This is a genomic window from Collinsella sp. LCP21S3_C7 (assembly GCF_052118485.1).
Classification (GTDB): Bacteria; Actinomycetota; Coriobacteriia; order Coriobacteriales; family Coriobacteriaceae; genus Collinsella.
Map to the genome: position 1 here is coordinate 153148 of NZ_JBQKHC010000003.1, position 15656 is coordinate 168803.

The following is a 15656-nucleotide window of genomic DNA, read 5'->3' on the forward strand; positions in this document are numbered from 1 at the left end:
ATTAACCCCTAAATTCAAAGGTGCTCAGGCCAAACGTTAGCAGATCGCCGTTGCGCAGCGGGCAGCGCGTGATGCGGCGGTTGTTGACGAGCGTGCCGTTGGTGGAGTTGAGGTCCTCGATCGACCAGTCAGAGCCGGTAAAGGTGAGCTGGGCATGACGGCGCGACACGTTGGGGTCGCGCAGGGCGATGTCGGATACCGAGCGCTCACGACCGATGGTCACCTGCGCGGAGGTGATGTTGTGGCTCTCGCCGCTCACGACGTCGACGAGTTGGGCGAGCGGACGCTGCGGGGCGCGGGGGCTTGCCATGTTGGAGGCGATGCTGGTCGCAGCGCCAAGGCCCACGGCGGCGCCAGTGGCGGCCGCTCCGCCCATACCGGCAAGTGCGTCGCGCGAGACGGTTTGCGGCACAGGGATGGGGGCTGCGGGATCGGGGACATTGGGTGCAAAGGGGTCGGCCACAGCGAGCGGGTCGGGAGTGGCAGCGCGGGGTGTCGGCTGCTGGGGCATGGCGGCCGGGTGTTGCTGCGGCGATGCAAACTGCTGCTGACCGGCGCGGGGGGCGCTTGCGGCACGGCTTATGGCCGAGCTGTTCTGTCCCAGGCCATTTTGATAGGCGCGCTCTTCCTCGTACAGACGGCCGAGCGTGGGAGCGTCGACGTTCTCGGCAAAGACCGAGAACTTGCCGGCGCGCAGCTGAGGGTCGATCATAAAGCGAACAAGGGGCTCGCCGACAAAGACGTAGCGGCGTTTTTCGGCCTGCGCCTTCACAAACTCGCGCACCTCGCGCGAAAGCTCGGGATAGAACGGGGCAAGCATGGGATCGTCATCGGTGGCGATCAGGATGGTATAGAGCGCCGGCGCGGTGTTGACGCCGTTGATCACCAGAGTTTGATCCTCCATGTCGCGAGCAGCCTGCTTGGCAAGCTTCTTAAAGGAGAACGGGGCACGGGTGGCACCGAAGATGCCGGCCACGTGGTCCTCGAAGATGTTCAGGAAGTTCACGAAAGATCACTCTCCGTATAGGTTCTTTGGTATCCGAGCAAATACAGGCATATCCCAACGATTATAGAGGATAGGATTCCCGCAACCGCCGCCTTGGCGACGACCGTGCCCGCAAGGCTGGCAATTTCCATATGGTGTGCAAGACAAAACGATACGGCCGAGCCGATACCGGCGACGGCAATTGCGACGATGGCGGCGAGGTTTGACCCCTGCTCGGCGCGCTTGGCATGGGCATTGAGCAGCAGCGACGTTGCCGCGGCTGCTGCTGCGATCAGTGCGAAGGCGGCCCAGAGGAACGCGTCGCCCAGCGCTGCGGCGACATTGCCAAGCCCCAGCACGCCTCCCGTAGGGAGGGCAGCTGCGGCCAGGCGGGCAAAAAGCGCGCCTATACCCGTGGCGGCAGCGGCGCTTGCCGGGCCGAGCCAAAACGCCGCGAAGCCCGCGGCGGCCCCGGCGGCAAGGATGGCGTCGCCGGTTAGACAACCTAGCGCAAGCGCGCAGGTGAGTGCCGCGCTCGCGGCCGCTTCGGTGCGTCCCCAGGCAATCCACCATCCGGACATGGCGGCGGCAAAAATGACCGCGACCGGCAGCATCGACAGGATGCCCTGCGCCTGCATGGTGGCGTTGGCCATGAGCACCAAAAAGCCCACGGCCGAGATAGCCGAGCCGATCTGCGGTGCCAAGCCTGCCGCCGCGCCAATAGCGATGGCCGCGGCGACCAGCCCGGGAAGCGCCGCGACGCCCGCTGTCTGCATAAGCAAAAAGCTGAAGGTTGCACACGTTAGCGCCGAGATACCGCGCATGGTGTAATCGCGCGCGCAGCTCCAGCGCGTGCCCGCCCAACCGAGCGCGGGATCGACTTCGATGGCGTTATCCTCGTAAGGCAGCGACTCCATATCGTCTGCTGCGTGCTCGTCGTCCGAAAGCTCGCTTACCATCTGCTCCAAGCTGCGACGGCCTTCGCGCACGCTCCCCAAGCCGGCAAGGAGTTGATTGCAGAATGCCTCGATGCTATCGGGGCGGTCTTGCGGCATAGGGGAGAGGGCGCTCATGAGCGCTGCCTCGGCTCCCGGGGGAAAGTGCGGGATCAGCTCGCTGGGGTAGGTGGCGCCGCCGATGATGCGGTCGAGCGAGTCGGCAGGCGTTGCCGCCATAAAGGGGGCGCTGCCGCACAGGCCCTCGTAGATCACGCAGGCAAGGGCAAAGACATCGGCGCGCTCGTCGACCGTGCCGGTCTCGATATCGAGCTGTTCGGGCGGCATGTAGCCGATGGTGCCGCCGCGCGATCCGCCAAAGCCGCCGGCAGATGACAGCCGCGCCATGCCAAAGTCGGTGAGCTTTACATTGCCCGAGTGGTCAATGAGCACATTGGCGGGCTTTATGTCCAGATGAAGCACGCCGTTTGCATGGGCAAAGGTGAGCGCCTGACCCAACGCGTCGGCAATGGTCGCTGCCTCATCAAAGGTGAGCGAGTGGCCGTCCACGCGATGCAAAAACTCGGCCAGCGACATGCCGTCGACATACTCCATGACCAGGTAGGCATAGGCGGTGTCATGCGTAAAGTCGATAACCTGCACGATATTGGGATGTTGAAGCATGGCGGCGGTATGTGCCTCGCGCAGTACATCCATGATGTCGCTGGCGGGCATGCCGGAGCCGTTGATAAGAGGGATGCGCTTAATGGCCACGCGACGACGCAGGTGCGTGTCGCGGCAAATCTCGATGGAGCCAAAACCGCCGGTCGCAAGCGTCTCGAGCGGCTGGTACCGCCTGAGCAGCTCGCGAGAGCTGGTGCCCTCCAAAGGGACGTCCGGCGAGAACCGGGCGGTATGTTGCGAGAAAAGCGGCATGGCCAACCCTCGTGCGTTTAAAGTTCGTTTGCGAGCGGCGGGCGCGGGGCCGAGCCATTCGCGGTGGCATAGATGCTGCTAGTGTAGCACGCTCTGGTGCATGGGGAGGATAGCGGGATGCGAGGCTGCCTGTCTGACTTGGCCTTAGTGCTTCTTCTTGCCCTTCTTCTGCTTGCACTGCTTGCCCTTGTTGTCCTGGGGCTTGTCTGCCTTGTCTCCCTGCTTGGCCTCGGCTGCAGCCTTCTCGGCCTTCATTTTCTTCTTCTTGGTCTCGATGCGGAGCTTTTTGTTGATGCGCGCCTTAAGGAAGGAGCCAAACTGCTCGGCGTCGCCGCGAACAAAGGTGTCCTTGGGGATCGTCACGCCCTGGTCTGCGAACATGGCAACAAAGATGCGCTCGCCGTCGAGTACGTGGTCGAGCTTCTCAAACGGGAAGAACTGCGACTTGCCGCTCTTGCCCCAAACCATCAAGCCGTCCTCGTTGGCGGCGACGCGGCGATAGCGGCCACCCATGGACTTGTCGGCCTCGACGGCGTCGATAAAGTCGCGGGCGAGCGTGTGGTGCAGGTTTTTGCTCCACCAGGCCAAAAAGGCGCCGAACACGATCAGGACGACGCCAAACTTGATCCAGTTGCCGCCGGCCACCAACATGCCGATGCCGAGCAGCGCGGCAATTGCCGCGGCGACATACAGCGAGCCGCGACGCCTGGGCGAGGCGACCAAGCGGGCGAAGTCGGTGACGAGGTCGTTTTCGTACTGATACTCGTTGAGGTACAGGATGCCGTCGTCGGCTGCCGCCTGTTTCTCGAGCGCGACCTCGACCTGGTCGGCTGCTTCGGAGGGAACGAGGTTGCTCTCTGCGTCTGCCATGCTCTTTGGACTCCTATCGCGGCGGGCTCGCCGTACGGGTTATTATGAGTGCAGTATGCCGTGCGACCGCATGGCCGTCGCGGCAACAAGACTCAGTATACCCGGGGGAGCACCCATGGAATCGTTGTACCGAAAGTATCGCCCGCTCACCTTCGACTCCGTGGTGGGCCAGCAGCATATCGTCTCGACGCTCGAGCACGCCATCACCGAGGGGCGCCTGTCCCACGCGTACCTGTTCTGCGGACCGCGCGGCACGGGCAAGACCACCATGGCGCGCATCCTGGCCAAGGCGCTGCTATGCCGCAATGCCGAGGCGGCGCGCGCCGAGGGCGCAAGCGGCTGCATGCCCGACGGCACTTGCGAAGAGTGCGAGCTCATCGCCGAGGGCAACCACCCCGATGTCTACGAGCTCGATGCCGCAAGCCGTACGGGCGTGGACAATGTGCGCGAGGAGATCATCAACTCCGTTAACTTTGCCCCGGTGCGTGGCAAGTACAAGATCTATATCATCGACGAGGTCCATATGCTCACGACGGCGGCGTTTAACGCGCTGCTCAAGACGCTCGAGGAGCCGCCGGCGCACGTGATCTTTGTGTTGTGCACCACCGATCCGCAAAAGATTCTGGAGACCATCCTCTCGCGCTGCCAGCGCTTCGATTTCCACCGCATCGGCAACGAGGATATCGAGCATCGTCTGTCCTACGTGTGCGAGCAGGAGGGCTTCGATTACGACGACGAGGCGCTGGCCATCGTGGCGCGCCATGCCAAGGGCGGCATGCGCGACGCGCTTTCCACGCTGGAGCAGCTGAGCGTTTTTGGCAACGGCGCCGTGCATGCGGACGATGCCCGCTCGCTTTTGGGCGAGGTTTCGGACCAGATCCTGGGCGAGTTTGCCCGCGCCATCGCCGAGCGTGATATTGCTGGACTCTATGGGCTCATTCGCGCACAGGTCGAGGAGGGCAATGACCTGCTTGAGCTGACGCGCGACCTGGTGGCGCACGTGCGCGACGTGTATGTGGCCTGCGTTGCCGGTACCCGTGCCGAGCTGTTTGAGGGCGGGGCCGAGCAGGCCGAGGCGCTTGCTGCCGAGGCCGCTGCCTTTGGCGGGCATCCGGCCGACCGTCTGGCCCGCGTGCTGACAGTGCTCGACGATGCCGCGTTGGAGATGAGGGGTGCGAGCGACGTGCGCCTGGTGCTCGAGATCGCCTGCACGCGCCTGGCGCGTCCCGAGGCCGATCTGACCATTGAGGCCCTGGCCGAGCGCGTGGCACGCTTGGAGGCCATGGTCGCCAACGCCGCGGTGCCGGCGAGCGTGGCTGCTGCTGGTGCTGCGCCTGCGGCTGTCGCGGCTGCACCTGTGGCGACACAACAACCGACGCTGATTTCGGGTGCCCGAGCTGCTGCCCCTGTGGCATCCACCGCTCCCACTGCTACGCCCGCGCGCCAGGGCGGCATGCCTTGGGATCGCGGCGCCGCCGCTCCGGCGACGCAGCCTGCGTCCGTGTCAGCTTCCAAGCCTGCGGCGCCTGCGCCTCGGCCTGCGCCAGCTCCGACGCCTCAGCCCGTTGCGGCCCCCGCGCCTATCACCGCTCCGGCGCCTAAGCCCCAGCCCAACACTGCCGCTCAGGTTGCTGCCGCCGGCGCCGCCGAGACCCCTGCGGTAGAGGATGCCGGCGAGCTCCAGCGCAAATGGGTCGAGGTCGTCGAGCGCGTCAAGGCCCAACAACCTTCTTATGCGGCACTCCTGTTGAACGCTCGCGCTACGGCAGACGATGGTTCTAAGCTCACGGTCTCGTTCCCTACGGCATTTGCTATCAAGATGCTCGGGCGTGCTGATACACAGGCGGTGTTTTTGCCGACAGTCAGTGCGGTCTTCGGTCGTCGCACCGTCGACTATGTCCTGGATGGGGGTGTCAGGCCGGCTCCTCAACATGAGGAGCTTTCTCCATCTGCACGGGCTGCGGCATCTGCGGACCCGCAACCCGTGTCCTCGGCGGCCCCTGCATCCTTGAGCGCCAGCGCGACGCAGCCAAAAGCGGCACCGGTAGCGGCACCGATCCCGTCGGTGACTGAACCCGCCGTGTCCAAACCGGCTGCTCCGATCCCCGCGTCCAAGCCCGCTGCCGCGCCTGCACCCAAGTCATCCGACCTGGCCAAGGCCCCCTGGCTGCGCTCCGACAACCCTGCCGGTGCTCCTGCCACGGGCAAGCTCCCGACCGAGCCCGCGCCCCGAGCGCCCGAGTGCGCGTCTGCTCCCAAGATTCAGCCGTCTGTGCAGGCTGCGCCATGGGAATCCGAGCAGGTACCCTACGACGACGCCATGGTCGGCGGCTTCGCCGGCGATGCGAGCGGGGAAGATCTTCCTCCGTTCGACGTGCCTGCCGCGGCGCCTGCGCCCAGCCCTGCCGCTTCGGCCGCAGCTCCCGCGGCTGCGACGTCCGCCCCTGCAAGTGACGACGCCCTCGCTGCCCCTTGGGAGTCCAGCCCCGGTGCCGGCAGTCCTTTCAGTCACCAGGGCGCAGCCCCGGGCATCCCGCAGACCGAGGACGAGGCCAAAGCCCTCATACGTAGTGTCTTTGGCCAGTCCACCATCTTCAAGCCGGTGGAGTAACTATGCGGGCGGGTGTATACGCCGAGTTGTGAGACCTTGCATAATTCGACCTTGCATAGTCTTGGGCGGCGCGTCACGCTAGAGGACATGTACATCGACTGAGTTAGCGCGACCGCCCCGCTCGTTTGCCCCGCGCCGTGGTACGATTTTTGAGCTTGAAAGTCCCGCCGTGCCCGGCTGCCCTTGCAGCTTGTCGCGCGACCACACGTAAAGGAGCCATCATGGCCGGTATGAACATGCAGCAGATGATGAAGCAGGCCCGCAAGATGCAGGAGCAGCTTGCCGCCGCGCAGGAGAACCTCAAGTCCCAGACCGTCGACGCTTCTGCCGGCGGCGGCATGGTCAAGGTGACCGTTAACGGCGAGATGGAGCTCGTCAACCTCACCATCGACCCCGATGCGCTCGATCCCGAGGACGTCGATATGCTGCAGGACATGATTATGGCTGCCGTCAACGAGGCCGTCCGCGGCGTCAACGAGCTCGCCAACAAGCAGATGGGCGCCATCGCCGGCGGCCTCAACATCCCGGGCATGCCGTTCTAAGACGCGCACATATATGAGTGCCAACCATAGTCTGCAAAAACTGCTCGATGAGCTGGGCCGTCTGCCGGGCATTGGCCCCAAATCGGCCCAGCGCATCGCCTACTACCTGCTCGAGGCCGACGCCGAGGAGGCGCGCCGCCTGGCCGAGGCCATTCTAGAGGTTAAGCAGGAAGTGCATTTTTGCAGCCGCTGCTTTAATTACGCCACCGCTGACGAGTGCTCCATCTGCCAAGACTCGATGCGCGACACCACCCGCATCTGCGTGGTGGGTGAGCCGCGCGATGTCCAGGCGATTGAGCGCACGGGTAGCTACCACGGCCTCTACCACGTGCTGGGCGGCGTGATCAGCCCCATGGACAAGATCGGCCCCGAGCAGCTGCACATCCGCGAGTTGCTGGCGCGCTTGGGCCACGAGGACATCCACGAGGTCATTATCGCCACCAACCCCAACATTGAGGGCGAGACCACGGCGAGCTACCTTGCCCGCACCATCAAGCCTCTGGGCGTCGAGGTGTCGCGTCTGGCGAGCGGCCTGCCCGTGGGAGGCGACCTGGAGTATGCTGACGAGCTTACGCTCGGCCGTGCTATCGAGGCCCGTCGTGCGATCTAGGCGGCGTCAGCTCCGCGGCATGTCCCGTCGGCCTGCCGCACGGGGCGCTCATAATTGGGCACGCGTTCATGCATTTGTTGTACAACAAACCTGCTTTTCATCCGCTTATCGCGTGGATGGGTCCACTCGCACCTCGTATTTGCCCATTCGTTGCACAACCTTTTGGGTTCGCTGATACACTCAAAAGTGGATATGAAAGAATGCGCCGCTTTTAAGCGGCGTGTTTTTGTTGGAGGAGAACGCATGCGGCCCGCTAGCACTCAGACAAAGCATGGCGCCGCGGTACGCATTCGACGCCGGCTGGGCCTGGCGCCTCGGGCGTACGTGCTGCTGTCTTGCTCGCTCGTGCTGGTCATAGCCGGTGTTTCGGCTTATGGCATGACGGTGCCGTCCATGGTACAGGCGCATGCTGAGCGCGAGCTGCATATTGGGCGCAAGGCCAAAAGCGACTTGGGAACGACAACCGGATATGCGTGGGCGAGCGTGTTCGGGCGCACCGTGTTTGGCGTCGATCCCGCGGACGAGGGCGAGCGGGCGTCCAACGAGATCACGCTGGCAAACGGCAAGACTATCGTGCTCACCAACACCAAGGTCATTACGAAGCTTTCCAATAACAGCGTGGCTTCTGTCGTTAACAAGGCGGAGCAGCAGAAGGAGCAGGATACGCAGCAGGCGGGTAAGCCCGGCGGCTCGGACGGGTCCGGTTCTGGCACCGGTTCGGCGGGCTCGGGCGGCGGTTCCGGTTCGGGCTCCGCCTCTGGCGGTGGATCTTCGAGTGGCAGCTCGACGGACGGCGGTGCCGGCGGCGACACGGGCTCGGGTGGTCTCTCGGCTGCCGAGGAGGAGAGTATTCACAGCTGGCTCGTGACCAAATACAACATGCTCGATGGCTATGTCGCCCGCGCTAATAGCGTGGTTTCGACCTATAACGCCACGGGCGATACCGGACCGTGCGACACCCTGGCGAATGACATGTTTGTTATCCGTGCCGAGTTCGGTCGACAAAGGTTCTCGACCAAATCTAAGTGGTATCGGCAGTATGCCAATCTGTGGGGCTGCTATACCAACCTGTGCCAATGGGTGGGACATTACGGCGATGACGACGTCGCGCTCAACAACTTCAACACCAATGTGGCGGCGATCGCCCTATGACGAACGACCTCGCTTCTACGGCAGCCCAGTCGCTCAGCCGTGATCCCATGGTGGGCCTGCGCCTGGCGCGCGTTGGAGGGTTTGAGCCCGCCATTGCGCTGGGCCCGGACGAGCTTCCCGCCTACCTTCGCCGTTTTACGATGCTGTTTGCCGATGACGCCACCATGCGCCGCGGCGGTATCGGCCGTGTGACGCGTGCCGTCAACGCGCAGGGCGAGGCCGTGGCACTCAAGCAGCTCATCTTGCCAACGCGCGACGAATTTGATGACGATGTCGCCCACGAGGCGCTGGTCACCAAGTTCAAGGCGGCGTTTCGCGAGGAATACGAATGCCATCGTGCCCTTTCGGGCCTTAGAGGCTTTCCCCGCCTGTATGGATGGGGCGAGGTTGACGGCGTGCCCGCGATTGTCATGGAGTGGGTCGAGGGCGAGACGCTCGCTCGCCTGCGCTCGCGCCTTGCCGTGGACGAGGCCGGGCGTCTGTCGCCGCTCGTGGCGGCGCGCCTGGGTCGCGACCTGTTCGATCTGCTCTGCCGCATGAGCTTGGTAGGCGAGGGGTTCGTCCATCGCGATATCTCGCCCGCTAATATTATGGTGCGCACGGCGCGCCTGCCGCTCGACCGACAGCTTGCCGAAGGCACCTTCGACCTGTGCTTGATCGACTTTGGCTCTTCGCTGGCGCTCGAGCCCGCCTCTGAGGTGGCCGGCACCGGCGGCAAGGCGTCGTTTACCGAGCGATATGCCACGTTGCGCCGCGCGACGGTGGCCTACGCCCCGCCCGAGATGCTCACCGACGATATCCCCGACCTGCGCATGCTTCGCATGTCGCCGGCAATCGATGTCTATGCAGCGGCGAGTACGGTCTACGAGCTCATCGCCGGTGTCGCGCCGTACGAAGTGGCGCCGGGTGCGTCGGGTACTTCGGGCTCGCGCAAAAAGACGTGCGATATCGCCAGCCCTTATCGCCTCAAGATGGATACGCTGCCCGATTATCCCGTTGGCGCCCACGCGCCCGGCTGCGACTTGACGCAACTGCTGCGACGCGAGCCCGATGTGGCACTTGCCGCGGCCGAACAGGCTCAGCAGCTGGGACTCGATCCAAATTCCGAGGATCTGCGCGATGCGCTGGCGTTTGTCGATGCCCAGTTGTTCGACGTGGTCATGGCCTGCCTGTCCTGCCATCAGGAAGATCGTCCCGAGCCGGCTGCGGTGGAGGCGGCGCTCTCGGCATTTTGCGACCACTATGCGCAAAATGTCGCCCGCTCGCTTCGCGCCGAGCCGCTCATGCCGTGCCCGATGGAGGTATCGGGGCACACGGCCCGGCGTGCGGCGATGGTTGGTGCGACGGCGGTATGCGGCGTGCTTTGGGCTGTGGTCGTGGTATCAGCTGCGCTGTTGGCGTCGGGCGCCCATGTGACGCTCGTCGTAGGACCACTTATGTGGTCCGGGAAGCTGCCGGCCATTATCGCCGCACTGGCGTTGGCACCGCCGGGCATGGTGGGCATCGCTGCCGGCGCCATGGCACACGATCGTCGCACGGGGTTCCTGCAAGGCGTACTGGCGCTTTCTGCCTGCGAGGTTCCGGTGCTGATCGCGGTTGCATGCACCGTGTTTTCCCAACGCGCCGTAGCGAGCGGCTTCGTTGCCGCCTTAATTGCAACCTATGCGCTCACGTGGTTTTTGCTGGCGATGGGGTTTGCCTTTGAGCTTCCCGTCATGTCAGCGCGACGTGCGAAAATTTCCATGGCGACGCCGCTTGCCGGCGGAGCCGCGGCTGCTCGCGCCTTTGGCGGGCCGGCCGAAGTATCCGACACTATCTCTGCGACCAAGGAGGGCTAAGCCATGGCTTCTCAAGCTGAGCTCACCCCGTGCGGGGCAATGTTTGACATCTTTAAGCGCGCAGCGCACCTGAGCCATATCGAACTGTGCGGCCTGGTGCTCTCGAGCCGCCCGCTCGTCGACGGCCGTAGTCCGCAGAGCCGTGCTGCCGATCGCTCTTGGGTTTCGCGCTTTATCGTGCGCGCGCCAGTCGGCACGCTGCAGGAACGTTATTTTGCCGATTACGGTACCTCGGCCGCGCGCATTATGTCGCAGCTGGCCTTGCGCCGCCGCAATCCCATGGACGCCGCGGCCGTGACCAACATGGTGTGCGGCTCCGCTGGCGAGCCCATGGTGCGGGCACTCGAGGAATGCCATCAGGACACGAATCTCTATCGCAATGCGCTCGAGCGCCTGTCGCAGGCGGCTGAGCTCATGCCCGCCGAGCGCGCCGAGGCCATCCTGGTGCTGTTTGTCGCCGTGGGCTGCTCGGCAGATGTCCGCTCGTCGGTGACCTATGCCCTCGACTACGCTCATGCGACCTGTGGCGGAGCCACGTCGACGCCGCGCTCGCTGAGCACCTCGACGGTCACGGGCGAGCGCGAGGCGGCGCCTGCGCACCCGTTGGGACTGCTGCGCGTGCAAAACGGCTACGTGGTGAGCACCCCGCGCTGGATTCAGCCGAGTGAGGAGGGCGTCGAGATCGGCGCGCTGGCGACGGGGGAGGGCGATATCACCGATGTGGGCGATGACGTTTCGGCTCGCCATGCCCACGTGTGGTGCGATGACCAAAATGTCTGGTACGTCGAGGACCTGTCGTCCACCAACGGAACTGTGGTGGTAAACGGCGCGACGAACGTCTGCACCCAGGTCGAGCCCGGCCGCTCCGCTCAGCTCAACCCCGGTGACGAGCTCAGGCTCGGAGAATCCACAACCTACGCCATCCTCCTCGGCGCCCTCTGACTCATCTCCTAAATAAGTTGCGGTGAAATAGGGACTGTTTAAGGCTACGGCCGGCAAAAACAGTCCCTATTTCACCGCAACTGCCATTTGGTCCCTCGGTGACGGAAGGATTATTTTTGCCCTTGATGGTCGATCGGGGTAAACCTTTACCGCCCGCCTATATTTGTCGAAATTACACTTGACGGCGGGGTACAATAAACCCGCATGCGGATTTCCGTTGCGGGCGCTTCCCATCACCGGGGCGTGCCCGGGAGCATCCGGCATGCGGCCTTTGCGGCGCTCGATCATGTGCAAGACGGGTAGCTGGGCCTGTGGAGCGCGTGCAGCCTCCTCGCCTCGGCATGCCTTCTCTCCACGCCATGTACCTGCTGCTGAGTCCGCCTGTCAGATGACTGGAAGCAACAGCGAAAATCCCATCACGCCAACATCCCGGTAATCGCCGGGGCCTGTATACCTATATGAGAGGAGAGGGGTATATGGCGCGTAAGTTTAAGTCTATGGACGGCAACGAGGCGGCCGCATATGTTTCGTATGCGTACACCGAGGTAGCGGGAATTTATCCCATTACGCCGTCCAGCCCGATGGCCGACCATGTCGACCAGTGGGCGGCCCAGGGTCGCAAGAACATCTTTGGCACCCCGGTCAAGGTCGTCGAGATGGAGTCCGAGGCGGGTGCAGCCGGTACCGTTCACGGTTCGCTGGGTGCCGGTGCTCTGACCACCACCTACACGGCTTCTCAGGGCCTGCTCCTGATGATTCCGAACATGTACAAGATCGCGGGCGAGCAGCTCCCGGGCGTCTTCCACGTCTCCGCGCGTTGCGTCGCTTCCCACGCCCTGAACATCTTTGGCGATCATTCCGACGTCATGGCCTGCCGCCAGACCGGTTTCGCCATGCTCGCCGAGGGCAACGTCCAGGAGGTCATGGACCTCTCGCCGGTGGCTCACCTTGCCGCCATCGAGGGTAAGACCCCGTTCCTCAACTTCTTCGACGGCTTCCGCACCAGCCACGAGATCCAGAAGGTCGCCATGTGGGACTACAAGGATCTTGCCGAGATGTGCGACATGGACGCCGTCCAGGCTTTCCGCGACCACGCGCTCAACCCTGAGCACCCGCACACCCGCGGCAGCCATGAGAACGGCGACATCTTCTTCCAGAACCGCGAGGCCTGCAACAAGGTCTACGACGAGCTCCCTGCCGTCGTCGAGGGCTACATGAAGAAGATCAACGAGAAGCTCGGCACCGATTACGGCCTGTTCAACTACTACGGCGCTCCCGATGCCGATCGCGTCGTCGTGTGCATGGGCTCCTTCTGCGACGTGCTCGAGGAAGTCATCGACTACCTCAACGCTCACGGTGAGAAGGTCGGCCTGGTCAAGGTTCGCCTGTTCCGTCCGTTCTCCATCAAGCACTTCGTGGACGTTCTCCCCGAGACCGTCCAGAAGATCGCCGTCATGGACCGCACCAAGGAGCCGGGTTCCATCGGCGAGCCGCTCTACCAGGACGTCGTCTCCGCTCTCTACGAGGCCGGCAAGACGGGTATCAAGGTCGTCGGCGGCCGTTACGGCCTGGGCAGCAAGGACACGCCTCCCGCGTCCGCGTTTGCCGTCTTCGAGGAGCTCAAGAAGGACGAGCCCAAGCGCGAGTTCACCATCGGCATTGTCGATGACGTGACCAACCTGAGCCTGCCCGAGGCCGAGGATGCGCCCAACACCGCAGCCCCCGGCACCATCGAGTGCAAGTTCTGGGGTCTGGGTGGCGACGGTACCGTCGGCGCCAACAAGAACTCGATTAAGATCATCGGCGACCACACCGACAAGTACGTTCAGGCCTACTTCCAGTACGACTCCAAGAAGACCGGCGGCGTTACCGTCTCGCACCTGCGCTTTGGTGATTCCCCGATCCGCTCGCCGTACTACGTGACCAAGGCCGACTTTGTCGCTTGCCACAACCCCAGCTACATCGTCAAGGGCTTCAAGATGGTCCGCGACGTCAAGCCTGGCGGCACCTTCCTGGTCAACTGCCAGTGGAGCGACGAGGAGTTCGCCGAGCACATGTCCGCCGTGGCCAAGCGCTACATCGCGAACAACAACATCAACGTCTACCTGATCGACGCTATCGACCTGGCCGCCAAGGTTGGCATGGGCAAGCGCACCAACACGGTGCTCCAGTCCGCCTTCTTCGCGCTGGCCAAGGTCCTGCCCGCCGAGGACGCCCTGCAGTACATGAAGGACGCGGCTACCAAGTCCTACATGAAGAAGGGCCAGGCCATCGTCGACGCCAACCACAAGGCCATCGATGCCGGCGCTACCGCCTTCCGTAAGTTCGAGGTTCCGGCCGACTGGGCTACCGCCGAGGACGCCGCTCCTGTCGAGCTTTCCGAGGAGACCAAGTCCGCTATCGCCCAGCAGGTCAAGAACCTGCTCGAGCCCATCGATCGCATGGATGGCGACAGCCTGCCCGTTTCCGCCTTCGTCGATTGCGCCGACGGCCAGTTTGAGCTGGGCGCCTCCGCATACGAGAAGCGCGGCGTCGCCGTGGTCGTTCCTCACTGGGACGAGACCAAGTGCATCCAGTGCAACCAGTGCGCCTATGTGTGCCCGCATGCCACCATCCGTCCGTTCGCGATGACCGAGGACGAGGCTGCCGCCGCGCCCGAGGCTACCCGTACGCTCGACGCCATGGGTCCCAAGGCCAAGGGCATGAAGTTCACCATGGCCGTGTCCCCGCTCGACTGCATGGGCTGCACCAACTGCGTCAAGGTCTGCCCCAAGGGCGCCCTCGAGATGGTTCCCGCCGAGCAGGAGATGGATCAGCAGCCCGTTTGGGACTACATGGTCAAGAACGTCTCCGAGAAGAAGGAGCTCATCGCGGCCAACGTCAAGGGCAGCCAGTTTAAGCAGCCCTACCTGGAGTTTTCCGGCTCCTGCGCCGGCTGCGCCGAGACCGCTTATGCACGTCTGGTGACCCAGGTCGCCGGCGACCGCATGTTCATCTCCAACGCCACCGGCTGCTCCTCCATTTGGGGCAACCCCGCTGCCACCGCTCCTTACTGCAAGGACAAGGACGGTCACGGCCCGGCGTGGAACAACTCCCTGTTCGAGGACAATGCTGAGCACGGTCTGGGCATGGCCATCGGTTACGAGGCCGTCCAGAATAAGCTGATCGCCGCCACCCAGGAGCTCATCGCCGCTGACGGTCCGTCCGACGAGCTCAAGGCCGCCGGTCAGGCTTGGATCGACTCCGTCAACGACGTCGAGGCCTCCAAGACTGCTGCTGCCGCCTACGTTGCCGAGCTCGAGAAGTGCGGCTGCGACGCTTCCAAGGCGATCCTCGCCGACAAGGCTTACCTCACCAAGAAGTCCTTCTGGATCTTCGGTGGCGACGGTTGGGCCTACGACATCGGCTTCGGTGGTCTGGACCACGTCCTGGCTTCTGGCCACAACGTCAACGTCTTCGTCTTCGACACCGAGGTCTACTCCAACACCGGCGGTCAGGCCTCCAAGGCTTCGAACCTGGGCCAGGTTGCTCAGTTCGCCGCTGCCGGCAAGGTGACCAAGAAGAAGTCTCTGGCCGAGATCGCTATGAGCTATGGTTACGTCTACGTGGCGCAGGTCGCCATGGGCGCCAACCCGGCTCAGACTCTCAAGGCCATCCACGAGGCCGAGGCCTATGACGGCCCGTCCCTCATCATCGGCTACAGCCCCTGCGAGATGCACTCCATCAAGAAGGGCGGCATGCAGAACTGCCAGGCCGAGATGAAGAAGGCTGTCGAGTGCGGTTACTGGAACCTCTTCCGCTTCAACCCCGAGGCTGCTGCCGGCAAGAAGTTCTCGCTCGATTCCAAGGAGCCCGCGGGCGGCTATCAGGAGTTCCTGATGAACGAGGCCCGTTACGCTTCGCTGACGCGTTCCTTCCCCGAGCGCGCCGAGGAGCTCTTCAAGGAGAACGAGCAGGCCGCTATGGACCGCTACGCTCACCTGCTGAAGCTCAAGACGGTGTACAACGAGGCCTAGGTCTCCCACCGCAGGATCTGAGGGCTAACCTTCGCGGACGTCCTCGGACATGAAAGAACCCCCGCTGCGCACTGAACTGCACCCCAAAACTTGGACGGCTTAAATAAGAACTACGCCGCAAGGGACTGTCTCCGGAACTCCTCCGGGGTCAGTCCCTTCAGTTTAACCTGGCGCCTCCTCGTGTTCCAATGGACCACGAAGTCGTCGAGGTCCGCCTTG

11 protein-coding genes are annotated in these 15656 nt (G+C 63.8%); 7 read left to right on the plus strand and 4 right to left on the minus strand.

Going from position 1 to position 15656, the window contains the following annotated elements:
* Window position 1: 1 nt before the first annotated feature.
* The 3 genes from ACTQ1E_RS02775 to ACTQ1E_RS02785 form a co-directional block, all read right to left on the minus strand.
* Complete coding sequence (locus ACTQ1E_RS02775) at window positions 2-1006, minus strand: FhaA domain-containing protein (RefSeq protein ID WP_441564620.1); 1005 nt, start codon at window positions 1004-1006, stop codon at window positions 2-4.
* A complete protein-coding gene (locus tag ACTQ1E_RS02780) occupies window positions 1003-2856 on the minus strand; it encodes a serine/threonine-protein kinase (RefSeq protein WP_441564622.1) in 1854 nt (617 codons plus the stop codon). Before ACTQ1E_RS02780 ends, ACTQ1E_RS02775 begins: the two co-directional genes overlap by 4 nt.
* 144 nt (window positions 2857-3000) lie before the next feature.
* Window positions 3001-3726 (minus strand): hypothetical protein, encoded by a 726-nt coding sequence (locus ACTQ1E_RS02785; RefSeq protein ID WP_441017347.1) that lies wholly within the window; start codon window positions 3724-3726, stop codon window positions 3001-3003.
* Window positions 3727-3841: 115 nt separating this feature from the next.
* Between ACTQ1E_RS02785 and dnaX the strand changes: the two genes are divergently transcribed.
* From dnaX to nifJ, 7 genes are all read left to right on the plus strand, one after another.
* The gene (gene dnaX, locus ACTQ1E_RS02790; protein ID WP_441564625.1) at window positions 3842-6337 is read left to right on the plus strand and encodes a DNA polymerase III subunit gamma/tau; all 2496 of its coding nucleotides are present in this window, start codon (window positions 3842-3844) and stop codon (window positions 6335-6337) included.
* Between the two features lie 221 nt (window positions 6338-6558).
* The gene (locus ACTQ1E_RS02795; RefSeq protein WP_427719331.1) at window positions 6559-6879 is read left to right on the plus strand and encodes a YbaB/EbfC family nucleoid-associated protein; all 321 of its coding nucleotides are present in this window, start codon (window positions 6559-6561) and stop codon (window positions 6877-6879) included.
* A gap of 13 nt (window positions 6880-6892) precedes the next feature.
* Window positions 6893-7489 (plus strand): recombination mediator RecR, encoded by a 597-nt coding sequence (gene recR / locus ACTQ1E_RS02800; RefSeq protein ID WP_099432550.1) that lies wholly within the window; start codon window positions 6893-6895, stop codon window positions 7487-7489.
* 243 nt (window positions 7490-7732) lie between these two features.
* A complete protein-coding gene (locus tag ACTQ1E_RS02805; protein WP_441564627.1) occupies window positions 7733-8641 on the plus strand; it encodes a hypothetical protein in 909 nt (302 codons plus the stop codon).
* On the plus strand, window positions 8638-10479 hold the full coding sequence (locus ACTQ1E_RS02810) for a serine/threonine protein kinase (protein WP_441564629.1): 1842 nt from the start codon (window positions 8638-8640) through the stop codon (window positions 10477-10479). Before ACTQ1E_RS02805 ends, ACTQ1E_RS02810 begins: the two co-directional genes overlap by 4 nt.
* Window positions 10480-10482: 3 nt before the next feature.
* Window positions 10483-11421, plus strand: a complete 939-nt coding sequence (locus tag ACTQ1E_RS02815) for an FHA domain-containing protein (protein ID WP_441564631.1) — start codon at window positions 10483-10485, stop codon at window positions 11419-11421.
* 476 nt (window positions 11422-11897) lie between these two features.
* A complete protein-coding gene (nifJ, locus tag ACTQ1E_RS02820; RefSeq protein ID WP_441057697.1) occupies window positions 11898-15437 on the plus strand; it encodes a pyruvate:ferredoxin (flavodoxin) oxidoreductase in 3540 nt (1179 codons plus the stop codon).
* Window positions 15438-15547: 110 nt separating this feature from the next.
* Here nifJ and ACTQ1E_RS02825 read toward each other — a convergent pair.
* A partial coding sequence (locus ACTQ1E_RS02825; RefSeq protein ID WP_154518613.1) for an IS3 family transposase occupies window positions 15548-15656 on the minus strand: 109 nt, incomplete at its 5' end.